General features: G+C 58.1%; 16 protein-coding genes. 13 read left to right on the forward strand and 3 right to left on the reverse strand.

The window, feature by feature from the left end; genetic code table 11:
- The first annotated feature begins 94 nt into the window (after positions 1-94).
- On the forward strand, positions 95-451 hold the full coding sequence (locus KF767_15995) for a hypothetical protein (protein ID MBX3019389.1): 357 nt from the start codon (positions 95-97) through the stop codon (positions 449-451).
- A gap of 98 nt (positions 452-549) precedes the next feature.
- On the opposite strand, the gene KF767_16000 is transcribed toward KF767_15995, so the two are convergent.
- A complete protein-coding gene (locus KF767_16000) occupies positions 550-1,089 on the reverse strand; it encodes a tyrosine-type recombinase/integrase (GenBank protein MBX3019390.1) in 540 nt (179 codons plus the stop codon).
- 578 nt (positions 1,090-1,667) lie between these two features.
- Between KF767_16000 and KF767_16005 the strand changes: the two genes are divergently transcribed.
- Both KF767_16005 and KF767_16010 read left to right on the forward strand, forming a co-directional pair.
- Entirely contained in the window at positions 1,668-2,231 is a 564-nt protein-coding gene (locus KF767_16005) for a hypothetical protein (protein MBX3019391.1), read from the forward strand.
- Positions 2,231-2,944: a hypothetical protein gene (locus KF767_16010; protein ID MBX3019392.1), complete on the forward strand. Its 714-nt coding sequence runs from the start codon at positions 2,231-2,233 to the stop codon at positions 2,942-2,944. Before KF767_16005 ends, KF767_16010 begins: the two co-directional genes overlap by 1 nt.
- Here KF767_16010 and KF767_16015 read toward each other — a convergent pair whose 3' ends face one another.
- Positions 2,945-3,208, reverse strand: coding sequence for a zf-TFIIB domain-containing protein (locus KF767_16015; protein MBX3019393.1), 264 nt, complete (start codon positions 3,206-3,208; stop codon positions 2,945-2,947).
- A 78-nt stretch (positions 3,209-3,286) separates the two neighbouring features.
- Complete coding sequence (locus KF767_16020; GenBank protein ID MBX3019394.1) at positions 3,287-4,765, reverse strand: hypothetical protein; 1,479 nt, start codon at positions 4,763-4,765, stop codon at positions 3,287-3,289.
- Positions 4,766-4,910: 145 nt separating this feature from the next.
- Between KF767_16020 and KF767_16025 the strand changes: the two genes are divergently transcribed.
- The 10 genes from KF767_16025 (at position 4,911) to KF767_16070 (ending at position 16,960) form a co-directional block, all read left to right on the forward strand.
- Positions 4,911-6,284 (forward strand): hypothetical protein, encoded by a 1,374-nt coding sequence (locus KF767_16025; protein MBX3019395.1) that lies wholly within the window; start codon positions 4,911-4,913, stop codon positions 6,282-6,284.
- 147 nt (positions 6,285-6,431) lie between these two features.
- Entirely contained in the window at positions 6,432-7,547 is a 1,116-nt protein-coding gene (locus tag KF767_16030; protein ID MBX3019396.1) for a Glu/Leu/Phe/Val dehydrogenase, read from the forward strand.
- 60 nt (positions 7,548-7,607) lie between these two features.
- Positions 7,608-8,393 (forward strand): tetratricopeptide repeat protein, encoded by a 786-nt coding sequence (locus KF767_16035; protein MBX3019397.1) that lies wholly within the window; start codon positions 7,608-7,610, stop codon positions 8,391-8,393.
- A 40-nt stretch (positions 8,394-8,433) separates the two neighbouring features.
- Entirely contained in the window at positions 8,434-9,579 is a 1,146-nt protein-coding gene (locus KF767_16040; protein MBX3019398.1) for a PQQ-binding-like beta-propeller repeat protein, read from the forward strand.
- 30 nt (positions 9,580-9,609) lie between these two features.
- Positions 9,610-10,014, forward strand: a complete 405-nt coding sequence (locus KF767_16045) for a hypothetical protein (GenBank protein MBX3019399.1) — start codon at positions 9,610-9,612, stop codon at positions 10,012-10,014.
- Positions 10,015-10,094: 80 nt separating this feature from the next.
- Positions 10,095-11,489 carry a hypothetical protein gene (locus KF767_16050; protein MBX3019400.1) on the forward strand — a complete coding sequence of 465 codons (1,395 nt, stop codon included), beginning with the start codon at positions 10,095-10,097 and terminating at the stop codon, positions 11,487-11,489.
- A gap of 97 nt (positions 11,490-11,586) precedes the next feature.
- Positions 11,587-13,482 (forward strand): hypothetical protein, encoded by a 1,896-nt coding sequence (locus KF767_16055; GenBank protein ID MBX3019401.1) that lies wholly within the window; start codon positions 11,587-11,589, stop codon positions 13,480-13,482.
- A gap of 232 nt (positions 13,483-13,714) precedes the next feature.
- On the forward strand, positions 13,715-14,746 hold the full coding sequence (locus KF767_16060; GenBank protein ID MBX3019402.1) for a hypothetical protein: 1,032 nt from the start codon (positions 13,715-13,717) through the stop codon (positions 14,744-14,746).
- A gap of 15 nt (positions 14,747-14,761) precedes the next feature.
- The gene (locus KF767_16065; GenBank protein ID MBX3019403.1) at positions 14,762-15,712 is read left to right on the forward strand and encodes a hypothetical protein; all 951 of its coding nucleotides are present in this window, start codon (positions 14,762-14,764) and stop codon (positions 15,710-15,712) included.
- Positions 15,713-15,820: 108 nt separating this feature from the next.
- Entirely contained in the window at positions 15,821-16,960 is a 1,140-nt protein-coding gene (locus KF767_16070; GenBank protein MBX3019404.1) for a hypothetical protein, read from the forward strand.
- Position 16,961: the final 1 nt, after the last annotated feature.

Genomic DNA, 16,961 nt, shown 5'->3' on the forward strand with positions numbered 1-16,961 from the left:
TGGCACCGCCTCGATTTCGGGCGCTGGGCGACGTTTGTATTCGTTCTCGCGGGCACAACGGGTGCTCTAGTGAAGGTCAGAAGCGAGGTTGAACATGAAATACTCTCTGATGACCCTGATGCTGATGACGAGCCTGAGCCTTTCGGCTTTCGCGGGCACAAGCAACTTGGTGAAAACGGAACGCGAGGATTTCAATGCCCTGATTCAAGAGGGAATCGACTCGCAAAAAGAACTCCGTAAGGAACTGCGCGGAAACGCCGGAATGCCGAAATCTGAGCGCGCCTGGAATGAAGAAATCAACGAGCAAGGCCGTAAACTGATGGGTGTTGTCGAAGCGGAACAGCGAGTTTCGCCGACCACGAACTTCGTTCGCAAATCCCCCGTCGGGCCCACGACTCAGGATCTGAAACAGAAGCGCATCGCCGAAGAGTACGACTCTCTCGAGCATTGATTGCGCGTCCCTTTTTAACGAACCCCCAAACCCCCCATAGCGAGCCGGATCAGGAATGGTCTGGCTCGCTTTCTTTCGTTCGGGTCCAGTTGCCGCTCTCAGATCTCGACCAGCAGACGACGCAGCTCTTCTTTGGAGTAGAGATAGTCGGCGTAAATCATCGTATTGGCGATGTTGCGGTGGCCGAGCGCCACCTGAAGTAAACGAATGTCGCGCGTGCGCTTATAGAGCTCGATCGCGAAGGTGTGGCGAAGCGAGTGGAACTTCTTCGGCACGGGTCGGTACAGCTGCCAGATCTGATAAAGCCGTTCGTAAGAGATGTCGAAGAGCTTCGTTCCCTCGAGGCCCTGATTGTAGCGGTGAAGCCGCTGGAAGAGCTTGGAGGGCAGGGGGATCTCGCGGTCGTTGGATCCCTTGATCCCCCGAATAAAGAGCGTTTCGTCGTTGAGAATGAGGTCCGAGCGCTGACAGTTCAGAAGCTCGGTCGCCCGCGCCCCGGTCTGTAGAGCGAGTTCTAAAAGTAAAACATTGCGGGGATCGGAGTCTTGAAAAGAGCGAAAAATCTGCCGAAGACGAGCTAGCTCATCGTCGAGGAGATACTTGTTTTTATTCAGTGCGTAACGGGGGACTCTTGACACGCTGCATATACCTCGCGAGTGCGAATTCTTGATTTCAAAATAGAGGAAAAAGGGCCTGGATGGAGGTCCAAACACAACGCATCAATTCTGATGACCCAACTCTTCCATCCGCTGAACATATAAAAATCATCGTAAATACATAGACTTAGCACTACAGCTTATAACTATAAGCTGTAGTCGGAATCGTAAAAAGGGGTCCAGGGGTAGGGGTGGATTGAATTCTTGAGGGAAATCCGCAACTTCCAGCAAAACTGGACCTGACTTCTTAAGCCCTTTCTTGTGAAATACATCGAGATTTCATGTGATTCACAACGAAAATGATGTGAATCACCAGTCTGCAGAAAGGTCCAGACGGCATGGATGTCGAAAAAGAAGGCCCCCAAAAGCCCCTCCCGGGCGAGAGTTCCAAGACAGGGCAGGCAGCCTCGGTTTCAAAGGTCGATTTAAAATCCACCCTCGGAAACGACGTTTTACCCCCTCTTTTGAAGTCGGATTTCGAATCTGCACTTCGCTCGAAAACCAGTCTTCGACTCATTTATGAGGCGCAGACCCAGGTCATTCAGAAGCAAATCGGGGATTTGGAATCGGTTCGCGAAAAGCTCGGTTTGAATGCGCGCAAGATCTGCCAACTTTTGATGGTCGACCCCTCGGCTTGGAATCGCTGGACCCGGCCCGGCCACACCGCCCCTCCCCATATTTGGCGCGCTCTACAGTGGTATATGATCGTTCAAGAGAAACTTCCCGGACTCAGTCCGCAGTTTTTCATCGAGCGGGTGGTCACCAAGGTTGAAAAGGTCACGGAAAAGACGGTCGAACGCGTCGTCGACATCCCCCGCGAAACCGATTTTTCATCCCCCGTCCTGGATCCGGATTTTGCGGCTCATTTGGAAGAACGAAATCAGCTTTTAAATCAGGACCTCGGTGAAATCCGCCAGCAGTCGCAAACCCTGCTCACCCAAATCGAAACCCAGAACGAACTTTTGAAATCCCAGGCCGAGCAGATCCAACGCTTGAAGATGACCCTGGTCGTGGGACTTTGCCTTTGCTTCGGTTTGGTCATCGGGCTTTTGAGCTATCAGGTGAAGCGCGCCAATACGCCCGCGTGGGAAAACCTGCCCTCGGTCGAAGACTCTGCGAATTGATGTTGAAGTTCGACGCCCACGGCATTTTGGTCGACACGCAGGCCGGGGACGGCGGCGATTCGGCCAATCGCGCGGGCCTTTGGGCGCTGCTCGGTCATGCGCAACCGCTGGACCTGTTCGAACAAAAGGGCTTCCTTGTCCGACATCCTTTTCAAGAGCCTTGGAATCACCCCGGCAACTTCACGCGGGATCAGCTCTTACCTTATGTTGCGGGTCTTTGGCGGCAAGGCGAAATCAAGGCCGCGCGGCGCGTGTTTTGGCGGCATTTGCGCAGAGGATTTTTCGCGCAAAATCTCGATCGCGACCAGCCGGGGACGCGCAAGAAACCTTGGCCCCACCGTTATCGGGATGATCGCGATGAGCGGGCGTTTTCGTGGTTTGATTTTGCCGATCCGCTGATGCCGGACCATATCTTTCATCTGATTTTGTGCGCCCGACTCTGGCCGCTCTATATTTTCGGGATCTTCGGGTATCCGTGGCTTCTCATCAATATATTCGGACACGGACTGTTCAGTCGCTCGGACGATGAGGGGCAGATCCTGAGTCAGTGTCTGCGCGCGGGAAGACCCTTCGTCGCGTTTTATCGATTCGTGAAGCCGGACTATCGTGAGTCACTGCGACGTTACTGGGATGAGCGCCGGCGAATGGGGGAAATTGCCGACGCTCTGATCGAACAGGTCGAGGTGAACCCCCGACTTCAAACGCTCGATTAACTAGTCGAAGAGCTCTTCGAGAAAACTTTTACGACGTTTATAGGGTTTGCGGCTCTCGTCATGGCGATCATATCGTTCTTCGCGAGGGGACGCCACGCTTGCCACGGCGGCCGCCGCAGCGACGGAAGCGGCGCTTTTTTCGATGATTTTATCCAGCTCACCGCGATCGAGCCAAACGCCACGACAGTCGGGGCAGTAGTCGATCTCGATACCTTGACGTTCCGAAAGAACCAGATTCGTCTCTTTGCATACGGGACATTTCACGTGGGGACCTCCGAGAGGTTTCAAGCTCCCACACGAGACGCGCCGGCGATATTCGATAATTGCGAACGAATCCTTCGCTTAATCCCGAGCGTCGTTGTCGGCTGCGGCCGGACGTGAGTTCAAAACTTGGCCGTGCTCGCAGCGCGCGGGCAGACTGGACTTGAAGCGTTCAAGTCCCGCGACCTGTTTCTTTTTCTGAGCCTCGGTGCCGCCACACTCGCCCCGCATGGGATTCCCCTGGTGGTCGAGGTAGTTTTCTTTCTGCAGGCAATTGCGAAGCGCGACCAGATGGTTTTTGAGCTCTTTGAATTTGTCTTCGGCGCGCGCGAGTTCGCGACGGCGCTTCGCCGGATCCTCGCTGCGCACGAGCCAGCTTTCGCAGGTCTTTTTCAGAAGGTGCTGGGGCCAGCGTTTGCGGTCACTGACACCATCAAGAACGTTGTCCGCGAAAGTGACGCCCACGTTGTACGCGCCCGAGGCCACGGCGAAACTTTCGACGCTTTGACGGGCCCAGTCTTCGTCGCTCATCTCGTCGCGTTTACCTTCGAAGCGCGCAAAGATGTGGCGCAGATAGATCGAACTTGTTCCCAGACCTAAAGAGGGGCAGCGGGCGATCATCTCTTTCGTGACGGGCAAATTGCGACATGAAGAATGCTCCAAGCGATCGCCGAGACTATCGATGTAAGCCCGCCATTCGTTTTGGATTTTTCCCGGACGCGCGATCCATTTGTTCACTTCGGTCAGGAAGGAGCCGGTCGCCTGGCAGACCCCCGTGGCCCCGCCATTTTTGGCGCGGCCATCGAAACGGGATTCGCGTCCGCAGGTGCAGGTCAAAAGACCAATGGGAACGCGAAAGCTGCGGTTCGCGAAAGCGATCATCGCCCGGTAATTTTCGTAGTATTTTTCGCGCTGGGATTTTTCGCCCGGATTTTGCGAAAGCAGACACATGTGATAGCGATCGATGTCTTCCGAGCCTTTGATGCCGGTGTTTTCGATCATCAAGTCATCCAGCAAAACGGAAACGGGATCGCCACGGCGATAGCTGTCGAGCTGGTTCTGGCGACGTTCTTCGTCGGTCCAGCGACGATTCACGGGCGCGGTTTCACTGGCCTCTGTCGTACCGCTGGGGGCCGCGAGAGACGTGTCGGGGGAAGTGGCCGGTAAGTTGTCCGCGCGCGGCTGAATGCGGCGGCTGACTTCCGCCGTACGCACGGGCGGAGCTTCGGCTTGAACCGCGAAGGAACTGGCCGGAAAGCTGAAGCGCTTTTGTTCGAAGCTAAAGCAGTTGTTCAAGATCCGGGACTGGGGCTCGACGATGTAAGAGGTCCCCCGCTCACCCGGAACGCAACCCACCACGACCGCACCCTGGTTCACCAACGCTTCGGGATTCATGATCTGACATTCTTTATTCGTGTTTCCCAAACGCCAGGGAAACTGCATCTCGGTCGTCGTCGCCTTCACCCAGCGACCGACCGGACATTCCACGGCCTGCGCGGTCGGGACCAACGCTCCCACGATCAATGCCGTCACAATCCACGAGGTCCCAAATGATCCCATCCTTTTGTTATCGGCCCCGGACGAAAAAAACCTGCGCCCCGTTTTGGGAAAAGACCCGACTTTTCGCGAGGGATTTCCCTCCGCTCTCCGGATCGGCGTTTTCAGCTGACCCTCCGTCAGGGTCTCCTATAAGATCGAAGAACCCATGAGAAATTCGCTCTTCCGTTCGCGGGCTTGGCTCCATGTTTTGATTTCGATTGTGCCGGTCATCTTGATCCACGCTTCGGCCTCGGCCGACTGTAGCGCGCCGGCGGGGCTGCCGGGCCAGGTGAACCTGCGGGGAGCACCCCAGAAACCTTATTTCTGCGATGGAGTCCGCTGGTTCGAAATGAACTTCATCGAAGCTGGCGGGACGGGGGCGGGGAGTTGCACCCCGGCGGAGCTCGGAACTTTCGCGAATCGGAGCGGGTCTTTCAGACTTTGCAACGGATCGGACTGGCTGAGGCAAACCACGGACACGTTGATCTTGGGCAGCTGCACGACTCAAGGGGAACTCAAATTTGACCCCCTCACCCAAGTGCTTTCGGCTTGCGACGGCGGAATCCTGCGGACCGCGAAGCTTCCCGCTCCCGCCGTCGTCTACAACGCGACCGGATCGCTCCAAACTTATTCCGTCCCGCCCGGAGTCACCCGACTGACCGCCCGTATTTGGGGCGCCGGCGGTGGAGGTGGGGGCGGAGCCCGTAAAGGTGCGGCCGGAGCTCCGCGCACGGGCGGCTCGGGCGGCGGCGGGGCCTACAGTGTGGTGCAGTTCGACGTCACACCGGGAGAGACTCTGAATCTTTATGTCGGGCGCGGTGGGGGCGGCGGGCGCGCGCTCCTGCACACCTTTCTGATCATCTTTCCCTCGTCTTATACGTCGTCGGGCGGCGGCGGGGGCGGGCTGAGTGCCATTCAGCGGGCCTCGGACTCCAGTTGGCTCGTGGCCGTCGGCGCGGGCGGAGGAGGCGGCGGAGCTGACGAACAGCTGACCGCCCCGGCCACCGGCGGTCGCGGGGGCGCCGGTGGCGTTCATCTCGGCGAAGATGGCGTCAGCGCGACGTCCGGTTCTTCTGGCGGCCGCGGCGCAACCTCCACCTCGGGCGGAGGTCCGGGCACCGGTTCGTTCGCCGCGGCCGCCGGCGCGGGCGCCCTGAGAGCCGGAGGCTTCGGCGCGGGAGATTCGGGAACTCGGGATCCGGCGTCCTTTTTTAACGGCGGCTCACCGGGGCTTGTGCTGGACAACCAGATCCCCACCGGAGGTGGCGGAGGTGGCGGAGGCTACGGTGGTGGCGGCGGTGGCGCGGGAGCGCAGGAGAGTGACGTCGGCTCTTCCGGCGGAGGCGGCGGCAGCTCCTCGACGGCCGCGAATGTTCACTGGCTTTATGGAGAGAGCGGTAGTGGTTCGACTCCGGGTGGGATCGGCATGGCCGACCGTCCGTTCGGCATCGCCGAAGGGGGCCTCGGCAAAAGTGGTGGGGACACGGGTGCAGACGGTGGTCACGGACTCATCATTCTGATCCCCGACCCCGCACCTTGATTGCGCGCGGCAAGATCACAAGGTGATTGGACGCGCCGCGAATCCTCCTCCCTCCGAGGGGAATTTTTCCTTTTGACTCCACTCTTTGGATTTCTTTAAGCTCCCGCCTCGAGTGAATGCTCAACTGAGGAACAGGGGTCAAAGATCATGGGGACATTTGAAGTCATCTCGAAGCACGGCGATCATGAGCAAGTGGTTTTCTGCCACGACAAGTCGGTCGGCCTGAAGGCGATCATCGCCATCCACAATACCTCACTGGGTCCGGCCCTCGGCGGAACGCGGATGTGGAACTACAAAAACGAAGATGACGCTCTGATCGACGTTCTGCGCCTCAGCCGTGGGATGACCTACAAAGCGGCGGCCGCCGGTTTGAACCTCGGCGGCGGAAAAGCTGTCATTATCGGGGACTCGAAAACACAAAAGTCCGAAGGCCTTTTCCGCGCGTTCGGCCAGTTCGTGAACTCACTGAACGGTCGTTACATCACCGCGGAAGACGTTGGGACCTGCGTTCAGGACATGGAGTACATCTTCATGGAAACCCCCTGGGTCACCGGGATCCCGAAGGATTTCGGCGGATCGGGTGATCCGTCACCCTATACGGCGCACGGCGTGTTGATGGGACTGAAGGCCGGCGCGAAATTCAAGTTCGGCACGGACGACCTCAAAGGCGTGCGCGTCGCGGTCCAGGGCCTGGGGAACGTCGGTACTCACCTCGTGAAATACCTCGTTCAAGAGGGCGCGAAAGTCGTCGTTTCGGACATTGATCCCGATAAAATCAAAGCCCACGTCGATCAGTACAATGTCACGGCGGTCGCGCCGGAGCAGATCGCATTCACCGAATGCGACATCTTCGCGCCTTGCGCCCTGGGTGCGGTCGTGAACGATCAAAGCGTCAGCAAATTGAAGTGCCAAGTGATCGCGGGCGGAGCGAATAACGTTCTTGCTGAGCAGCGCCACGGTGACCATTTGCGTGAACTCGGCATCCTGTATGTTCCCGACTACGTCATCAACGCCGGCGGCCTGATGAACGTCTTCGTGGAGCTCGAGGGCTACAGCTCGGATCGTTCGTTCGAAAAGACCCGTAAAGTCTACGACAACTGCATGCAGGTCTTTGAAATTGCCAAACGCGACGGCATCGGTACCCACCTTGCCGCGGACCGTCTGGCAGAGCATCGCATCGAAACCGTCGGTCGCCTGAAGCAGCGGCATTCGGGGAAATCGATCCGCAATTTCGGCACTTTGAAGGAAGTCTTCAACCGCTAATTGGTTGACGCCCCGAACGGGCTTATAGAGAATATCCGGACTTTGAACCAAGGATGATGGATGGACTCGAATAAGCCCGCTTCAACTCTGCGTAAACCCAAAAAAGAACTCGATATCGTCACCACCGAACTCAAAAAGGGTTTCGAGTGGACCACCAAACACACCTCGCTGGTTGCGGGAATCGTTGGCGTTTTGGTTCTCGTGGGGGGCGGATACGCCATCTACTCCACGCTTGCGAAAAGCAAAGAGCTCGATCTTCAGTCGAAATATTATGATCTCGAAGCGGTCGTGAATAAGAAACGCGCCGATTTCGAAATGGCGAAAAATCCCCCGCCCGCGACCCCCGATCAACCGGCGCCCGCACCGACGGCGAAGCCCTCGGGCGATCTGCAAAAAGATTACGGCGACGTGACCGCGCAGCTCGCGGACTTCGCAAAACAAAATCCCGGCTCGACCGCGGGCTCTATGGCCGCATTGAATCTGGCGTCCCTGCAGGCGGAATACAACCAGACCGAAGCCGCCATCACGACTTTGAAAAGCGTGACGCCGCCGAAGACTTTCCTGGGCGCGCTCGTGCAGATGGAACTCGCCACGCAATTGGCGAATGCGAACAACTGCGCGGATGCCACCGCCATCTGGCAACAGCTCACGAACGCACCGAACGCCCAATTCCTGAAGGGCGAGGCGAAGTTGAAGATGGGACTTTGCGCGGAATCGCAGGGTGACCTGACCAAAGCGCAGAGCTTCTACAGTGAAGTCGAGCGCGACTACAAAGACTCGGCTGCGGGTCGCTCGGCTTCGCAGTACCTACGTCTGCTCGCAATGAAAAACGAAGCGGCGAAATAGATCGGGGTTCGTTTTGAAGTGGAACTTGAAGTTCGTTCTGATGATCGTGATGGCCGGAGCCCTTTCGGCCTGCGCGCAGCTTGAAAAACTGACCGAAAAAAGCCCCCGCCGTCACTTCCAGGTTTCCGTGGACTGGGTGAAACGCGGTCCCGAAAAAACGAACCTCAATTTCCGTAAAATCAATCGTTTCCAGTCGATCGCTTTTGAACACCCCAAGGCGGGGCCGGCCCTGATCCAAGGCAACGCCATCGACGGCGTCGTGGCCTATCGCCGCGCCAATGGCCAAGAGATCTGGCGTCGCCCGATCCCCAATGGCGTCGAGGCGGGGGCGATCCTTCAAGGGGAGCATTTGTTCTTCGGTGGGCTCGACGGCATGTTCTATGCGGTGAACGCGGTGGACGGCTCGGTCTTGTGGAGCTTCCCGACCCGCATCGAAAATATCGCCGATCCGTATTTCCACGATGGTCTGGTTTACTTTTTGACCGGCGCGAACACGCTGTACGCACTGGACGCAGAGACCGGGAAACAGGCTTGGCTTTATTCGCGCCAGGACGGGCAGGCCCTCAGTATCCGCGGCGGTTCGAAGCCGGCCTATCAGAACGGCAGCATCTACGCGGGCTTCTCGGACGGCTCGGTCGTCGCGCTCAACGCCAAGACGGGCGCACTCAAGTGGGAAAAGCAGCTCAATCGCAATAAACGTTTTCGCGATCTGGATTCGGCCCTCACGGTGGAAAACGAATTCCTGTACGTGAGCGGTTTCGACGACTCCTTTTACGCCCTTCGCTCCGCGACGGGTGAAGTCGCCTGGAAATTCGATCAAGGCGGGTACGGCGCGATGACCGTCACCGCGGATCGGATCTTCTACGCTTCCAGTGAATCCGAACTCGTGGCGCTGAACAAAGCGACCGGACAAAAGGTCTGGGGGGCGATGCTGAAGACGGGGCTTCCGACCGCGCCCGTGCTCAGCCGCGGACTCGTCGTTTTCGGCGCTTCGCAAGGCGCGCTGACCTGGGTGGACGCCGGAACGGGCCGCGAGGTCGCGAAGTTCGACACGGGGTCGGGCATCCTCGCTCAGCCCTACGTCGACGAAAAAAACAATCACCTGTACGTGATTTCAAGCGAAGGAAACGTCTACGCGATCAATGCGGGCTGGAAGCTCGCTTCGCTGATTCCTTATTTGCGCTAAATCTCTACCGGCCAAGGAGGTCCCGTGAAGATGAAGTTGATCCTTTTCGTGGGCGTGGCGGCGGTGCTCGCCGGCTGCGCTTCGGGCAACTGCCGTAAACATCAAGCCGAAACCAAAGCCGAAGCGGCGGCGGCCACGACCGAAACCAAGGCCACGAAAAATCCGGAGGCTCCCATGGCTAAAGTCACCGATCGCATCCGCGTTTTCAAATACGATGGCAGCCTTCAGTGCAATCAAGGTAAAGCCATCTCCCTCGAGACCATGCAAAAAGAGCTGAAAGGAATCGAAGTGTTCTCGTCCGAGAATAAACCCGATTCTTTGATGCGCATTCAGCAGTGCGGAACCCCCACGGGCCGCGCCAACGTCTTTGAGATCGCGCGCGAGAACCTCGATGCCGCGAAAAAACTCGGCTTCCAACTCTGGACCTTCGACTGACGGCGACCCGACTCCTCGACGAACTGGAAATCCAGATTCGCGAGGGCCGTCTGCGTGACGTTCAAGAACGACTCGAAAAATTGCGCCTGACCGGCTGGGACGAGGCCCACGTTTTACGTGCGGCGAACCTCGCGCGGCGAGTGCATCGGCCCCGTTTGACCTTGAAGTGGCTGCACGCGCGGATCCGTCCCGAGGCGGGGCTGCGGCAGTCCCCCGCCAGTCCGGAAGAGGTCTGCGAGTACGCCGTCGGCCTTCACCGCATCGGCGCTTATCGCGAAGCCTTGGAGCTTCTGGAGGCCCCCGGCGTGGATGCGGCTCCGCAGGCGCGCCTGTACCAGGCCTTCACGCATTTCGCGCAGTGGGACTATGGACGGGGACTCACGCTGATCGAGTCTTATTTGCGGCATCCCGGACTGACGGACGTTTACCAGCGTCGCGTCGGGCTCATCAACCAGATCGCGGCCCTCGTGTTTCTTGAGGACTATACGCGCGCCCTCGCGGTGGCGGATCCGCTTTTGGAAGAACTTCGGCGCGACCAGCAGAGCCTGCTGTGGGCGAATCTGCTGGAGCTTCGTTCGCAAATCCATATCGGTCGCGGGGATCTGAGTTCCGCGCGCCAAGAGCTCAAAGAAGCCCGAGAGCTGCTGCAATCCTTTGAAACGGTCGAGGGTCTATTCGTCGAAAAGTGGACCGCGATCGTCGATGCGCTCGAGCGCAAAGATCCCGAGGTCCTGCAAGACTTCCGCGGCCGCGCCTTGAAACTCGGACACTGGGAGACCCTGCGCGATCTTGATTTTTATCGCCTTAAAATTGCGCCGAACGAACGTGAGTTCCGTTGGCTTTACTTCGGCACCCCGTACCCCGCGTACCGACGTCGTTTAGAGCAAGAGTTCGCGACGCGTTTTGCCCCGCCGGCCGACGGCTGGGTCGGTTACGGCGACGGGGCGCACGTCGAGATCGATCCTCTACGCGTCGGCGACGAGGTGGGCGAGATCTCGCACCGGATCCTGGTCCTGCTCTTGCGGGACTTTTATAAACCCCAGCGGGTGGGGGAAATCTTCTCGGCCCTTTTTGCGGACGAGTATTTCAACCCGACGTCTTCGGTCAACCGCGTTCACCAGAATATGAAGCGGGCGCGTGAGTTCATCGAAACCTTGGGTTGGCCCATTCGTTTGGAAGAACGCGACGGCGGCTACGGGATTCGTCTCGGCGAACAAACAAAACTTTTCGCACGCGTGCATCCGCTCCCGTTGACCACGGAAGGCTTGGTGCTTGAATCCCTGCGTCCGCATTTCGGCGAGAAGGATTTCTCGGCCCAAGAGGTCGCGGTCGCTTTGGGGGCCTCTTTGGCCAAAGCCGGACGGCTTCTGAAACGCGCCTCCGAAAGCGCACAAATTGAAAAGACGGGGGCGGGGAAGAACACCCGCTACCGTTTGATCTCGCCGGCCGGAATCGCAAACGGCGACTCATTCTGAGAGGCCAACTCCACAAAAACGTCCCCCGCGTTTCCCGCGTGGCCCCGCTTTCTCAATTGTGAAAGGATGGAGTCTCTGTGGGGTATGGAGGTTTGGCTTGAAGGCATTTGTTTATCTTGCTCTCGTGACCTGCTTTTTCGCGCTCGAAACCCGCGCGGGCTCAACCCAGACCAAAGATTACGTCGACGAGGTCGACTACACACAGAAGCTTCCCGCGGGCTCACGCTGCCTTTTCGGCTGCGTCACCAACGATGACGGCACCTTGAGTCCGATCATCCGGCGTTCCACACGGCCCGTTCCGGCCGAGGTGCAAGAGGAAAAAGTCTGGGTTCCCAATCGCGAAGTCCGCTATGAGAAAGAATCCCCTCGCGCGTGTAAATTCGGCTGCGATAAAAACAAGGACGGCACTTTCTCACCACGCGTCCTGGTCCCGAAGTCCCAGGCCGCGAAATACATGAAAGACACGACGATCGCGGGCCCGAGCTCGGCGGACATCTTGGCCGAGGAAAATCGCCGCCGGGCCATCGCCAAAAAGCAAGCCGACGAACAGGCCCGCCTTCGCGAGGCCGCGCGGGTGAAAGCCCGGGACGAAGCCATCGTCGCCGAAGAGACTCGCAAACGCGAGATCGCGAAAAAAGCCGAAGCGGCGCGGTTAAAGGCCCAAAACGACGCGGTCGTTCCGGGCACCCGGGGCGTGGGCGTCGTTGCCGATGAGCCCACGCGATCGCGCGGGACGCGGGATGCGGCTTTGAACGAAGCGGTGAACGCGGCGACGGGGAACGACCCCGCGTTCAATAAAGGACTTCGCGAAAAGCTCGCCCGCGATCCGCTGACGAGTGGATTTACGACCCGCCAAGAATTCGAGGCCTATATGAACTCCGAGAATTTCCGGAATCAGCCGTCGGTCGCCCGTCTTTACGTCGATGCCCGTCAACGCGCGAACGAACAGGCCTTGGGCGTGGCGGTTCCGGCCTCCGAAACTCAAGATAGCGTCCGCGCCGAAATTGAAGCACGACGTAAAAAGATCGAAGAAGAACGGGAAGCCGCAGCCCAAAGGGCCCGGGCCGAGTACGATCGTAAACTCATGGAGGATCAACTCCCCGCGACGCCGAGTTATGAAGACACCACCCGCGAAACCCAAAAGAGCATCGAACGCCTGCGCCAAGATCAAATCAGTGCCGACGCCAATGTCGAAGCCAAGCGCCGCGAACTGCAGCAAGCCGAGCTGGAGCGGGCGCGCCTGAAGGGTACTGCGGCCGACACCCCAAACGGAGGTCTAGGTGTTGCGACGCCGGCCGGGGAGACCACGACCGGAGGTGGGCCTTGTTCGAATCGGAAAATGTCGGCGCGTGAACTTGAAAACTGCTCGATGGAGCAACTCAAAAAAGACAGCCAGGCCGCGGATCAGGCGGTCGCCCGCTGTTTCTATTCGGGTTTCGCGGCGAAGAATGGCGCGAACAACGTTTGCCAGCCGGTGCGCTCCAGTAAAGACGCAAAAGACCTTGGCGTGAAGCTGAACGGCGTCGCCGAAACGAACTGCGGCGGCGGCATGGTGATGTGCAATCCGCTCGTCTTCGGCGTCCAGTCCGACAAACGTGCGATCTGCGTCCGCGGCACCAAAAATGCGTCAAAAGACTGCGCCAAAACCGCGAATCTACAGAGCGAAGACGCAAAAAAACGCTATCAAGAGCTCATGAAAGATGCGGAGAACAAAAAACAGTTCAAAGAACTCATGGCGAAGCACAAACGCTCCTGTGATGCCGCGGCGATGGTTCGTTATGGCGAACACGAAATGAATCAGATCGAGCATGATCGGGCCTTCACGGCCAACATCAAAAACCGCAAAGACAAAGAGGATCACCGGGTCACCTGCGAAGTCTTAGGCGTCGCGATTCAGGTCGCCAAAGAGGCTCAAGGCGCACCAGAATCCGTTGCGTTGCCCACACGCGGAATCCAAGAAGGTGTACCGGTCGAGGGCGAAACTCGACGCTAAAAGATCCTATCTCGTCGTCGTGACATAATATAACTTATCGGAAAACAAAGTCCCCACGAACGTCGGGGGCTCCATTCCTCAATAATTCGTGTTCCTTCTCTTCAAAATACACCCCCAAATCATGGGGATCACTTGCGTTCTCTCACGCCGCATCGGGATTTTTACTTGATCAATACCGATTCTGGTTTTGGAATTTGTCCGTCCAACACCAACGACTCGATAAGGAGATCTAGTGAAGCATCTTGTACTCGCAGCGGCCCTGACATTGATCGTCCCCCAAGCTTTCGCATCGAAAGCGCGCCTGGACAGCCTTCAAGGCGCAACCTTCCTGAAAGACACCCAGACGGTCTTTTTGAATCCCGCGCACATGCATTCGCTGGGTCAGTACCTGACCTTCGAAGCCGGCGCTCAAGGCACCACCGGCACCAAAGCGGAAGGTGGATTCCTGCGCAATGACGGCGACGTGAAGTACGGTGCTTATTTGGGCCACATGAGCCCCTTCCAGAACGCTTACCGCGCGAGCGGCTACGCTCTGGGCGGAACTTTCCTGGCGCAACAGAACCCCGTTTCGTTGATGTACGGAAAAAATGACTGGGGCGTCGTCCTGGATTTGTCGAACTCGGATAAAAAATCGACCTCCGAAAAAGAAACCACCGTCGGTATCCGCTTCGGCCAACAAGCTGAAGATTCGGAATACTATGTTTCGCTCGACCTGTTGGGGAACGCGGAAGCGGCTTCGAACAAAATGTCGACGACCGTTCTGGGTCTCGGCTACGAAAAAGCTTCGGGCGCATGGTACTACAACGCTTCGCTCGCTTACGCGATGACGAAAGCGGATGTGGCTCCCGCCTCGGAAAGCGGAAGCGAAGCCCTGATTTCGCTCTCGGCGGCGAATCGTTCGCTGAAAACCGATCGCGCGGACATCTATTACGGAGCGGGTCTGGACATCGTTAGCGGTAAAATCGCTTCGGCGAATCGCTCGATCCTGCGCCTGCCCCTGTTCTTGGGTCTGGAACACCAGACTTCGAGCTGGCTCGTGACTCGCGTGTCGGTGTCGCAACCCTTGTTCATCTCGAACGCGAAAGATCAAATCTCGGCAGCGACCGCGGATACCGACACCCTGGCGAACGCGACTCGCGTTGCGGCGGGCGTTGGCATCAAGTACCAAGAATTCGTGATCGACGGTTCGGTCATGGCGGCGGCGAACGGAAACATCAACGGGAACCAGGTCCTGTCGCAAGCGGCCCTCACCTACACGTTCTAAGGAAAGGGGAAGATCATGAAGATCTCTCGCCAATTTCTGACTCTCTCCACGAGCCTCGTGCTCGTGGGCGCGGGCGCCTTGAGCCTTTCGAGCTGCGGTGGGGATGACTCCCTGTCGGGCGCGGGGGGATCCATGAAGGCCGCTTCGGCGGGTGCCGCCGCGGCGATTTTCTTGGCCGGCAATCAAGGGATCAACCTTGAAATGAAACCGGATAGTGCTCCCAACCTCACTCAACTCGGCATGCAAGGAACCAGCTTCCAATCGGTGGCCGCGGAAGAGGAGGATCCTTTCAAGGATTGCGCTTCGAAATCTCCGGCGAATCCCAAGGACGATGACGGCGACGGCATCCCCTTGGAGTTCACGCGTGAGTACGACTGCACGGATATCACCGTCCAGGGTGGCTACGTGTATTCGGCGCAAGGAAAGTTCACCATCATCGATCTCAACGACAAAGATAAACGCTATATGGAAGGCGGCTATCGCTACGAGATCGATTACAAGGGCAAGTACGAGAATCCGACATTCCCCTATACGAATACCTACTCGCACCAGGGCTTCTACGACTCGCGTGTGGTCGGTAACTCGTATGTTTTCAAATCAGAATTTTCGGCGGGCTTCGCGGGCGAAGTAAAAGGTTTCCCTTTCGAAGGAAAGTGGCGATCGAATTACCAGACCGTGTGGACCCCGGACGATGCGAACAACAAATGGGTCTCGGGCAAAGTCGCCTTCTCGGGTTTCATCGCGCTGGAAGGCAATTTCAGCCACGAGGACGAGGAAAACTACAACGTCGCGTGGGAAATCGGATCCAATGGCCTGGAGTACGCTTACGGCGCACCCTCGAACTGCACGTATTACAAGACGGGCACGATGTGGTGGATCGACGGTGCGGGCCAGAAGTACGAAATTCAATACAATTGTAACAGTCGGAAGGTTCTGTTCCAGGGACAAGAAGTCTCTTTGAACTAAAACCAGTTCGAGCTGATTCAAGCGCCGGGGCGGGGGTTCAAATCCCCGCCCTTTTTTATTTCAGGGTGTATTGACGGGTGCCCGCAAGAACGGCAAATTCCGTCCTCCATGCACGCCGATTCCCCCTCCCCGACCTCCATTTGCGATTACCAGTCTCGTTGTTCGGGGTGTTCGTACTGGGGCATTCCGCTCAGCGCGCAGATCAACCACAAAACCGATGGCCTCCGTCAAGAATGGGACTCGATCGGTCTTGGACTCTGCCCCGAAATCGAAGTGTTCAGCCTTGCGGACCGGGGCCTGCGCGACCGTTTGGACTTTCGCTGGCAGGACGGGCGCTTCGGGCTTTTTGATCGCAATCGGGATGAGGTCGTCGATCTCGAGAGTTGCCTGCAGTTGTCGCCCCGTCTGGCCTCCTGGCTCACGGATTTTCGCGCGCGGGAGTTCGCGTTCAAAAAGGCCACGATTCGTTTGCGGGTCTCGCCCGAAGGACGTCGCGGCGTTTGGCTGGACCTTCCGAACGAGGACGTCAAAGAGCTGATCGAGGACGGCGTCCTTCTGCGCCAACTTCTCGAGATGGCGGTCGTCGAAATCGGGCAACGCCGCAAACATCTTTACGTCGACGAAACGGATGGACGTTTACGCCTGGCGAAGGATCCACATTTCGAAACCTGGACGCGGACGTGGTCCGACGGACGCCCCTTGCAACTCTGGTCCCGGATCGCGGACTTCTCGCAAGCCGGGGATGCCATCAACCAAATGCTCGTCGGCGCCGTGGCCCGGCACTTCGCGAACGAAAATGTGGTTTTGGATTGGGGCGCCGGCTCGGGGAATCTGAGCCTGCCCGCCCTCCCCCACGCGCGCGAGGTCTGGGCGCTCGATCACGACGAATTCGCACTCATGGGATTGCGCCGCACCCAAGAGGCCGCAGGGCTTACGCAACTGCGTATCGAACGGATGGACTTTCATAAGGTGGGGGTCTTCGAAGAACTCACGCGTAAAGCGAGCCAACGCTTCGAACAGGAAAGCCAGACCTGGATCGTCGATCCTCCGCGCTCGGGGGCGGGGGCGCTTTTCTTTGAAGTACCCGACGCGGTGACCAAGATCGTTTCGGTGTCCTGTTTTCAGCAGAGCTTTCTGCAGGACAGCTTCGAACTCACGCGCCAAGGCTTTCGCTGCGAATCGCTTGCGTTGGTCGATCAATTCCCGCAGACCCACCACGGTGAGTGGGTCTCGAAGTGGACACGATAGA

It is taken from the genome of Pseudobdellovibrionaceae bacterium, assembly GCA_019637875.1.
Taxonomy (GTDB): domain Bacteria; phylum Bdellovibrionota; class Bdellovibrionia; order Bdellovibrionales; family Bdellovibrionaceae; genus JAHBUW01.

Excerpts from the sequence above, each read along its gene's own strand:
- KF767_15995 (MBX3019389.1), top strand. The coding sequence starts at position 95 with ATGAAATACTCTCTGATGACCCTGATGCTGATGACGAGCCTGAGCCTT.
- KF767_16010 (MBX3019392.1), top strand. The coding sequence starts at position 2,231 with ATGTTGAAGTTCGACGCCCACGGCATTTTGGTCGACACGCAGGCCGGG.
- KF767_16020 (MBX3019394.1), bottom strand. The coding sequence starts at position 4,765 with ATGGGATCATTTGGGACCTCGTGGATTGTGACGGCATTGATCGTGGGA.
- KF767_16025 (MBX3019395.1), top strand. The coding sequence starts at position 4,911 with ATGAGAAATTCGCTCTTCCGTTCGCGGGCTTGGCTCCATGTTTTGATT.
- KF767_16030 (MBX3019396.1), top strand. The coding sequence starts at position 6,432 with ATGGGGACATTTGAAGTCATCTCGAAGCACGGCGATCATGAGCAAGTG.
- KF767_16035 (MBX3019397.1), top strand. The coding sequence starts at position 7,608 with ATGGACTCGAATAAGCCCGCTTCAACTCTGCGTAAACCCAAAAAAGAA.
- KF767_16040 (MBX3019398.1), top strand. The coding sequence starts at position 8,434 with ATGATCGTGATGGCCGGAGCCCTTTCGGCCTGCGCGCAGCTTGAAAAA.
- KF767_16045 (MBX3019399.1), top strand. The coding sequence starts at position 9,610 with ATGAAGTTGATCCTTTTCGTGGGCGTGGCGGCGGTGCTCGCCGGCTGC.
- KF767_16065 (MBX3019403.1), top strand. The coding sequence starts at position 14,762 with ATGAAGATCTCTCGCCAATTTCTGACTCTCTCCACGAGCCTCGTGCTC.
- KF767_16070 (MBX3019404.1), top strand. The coding sequence starts at position 15,821 with ATGCACGCCGATTCCCCCTCCCCGACCTCCATTTGCGATTACCAGTCT.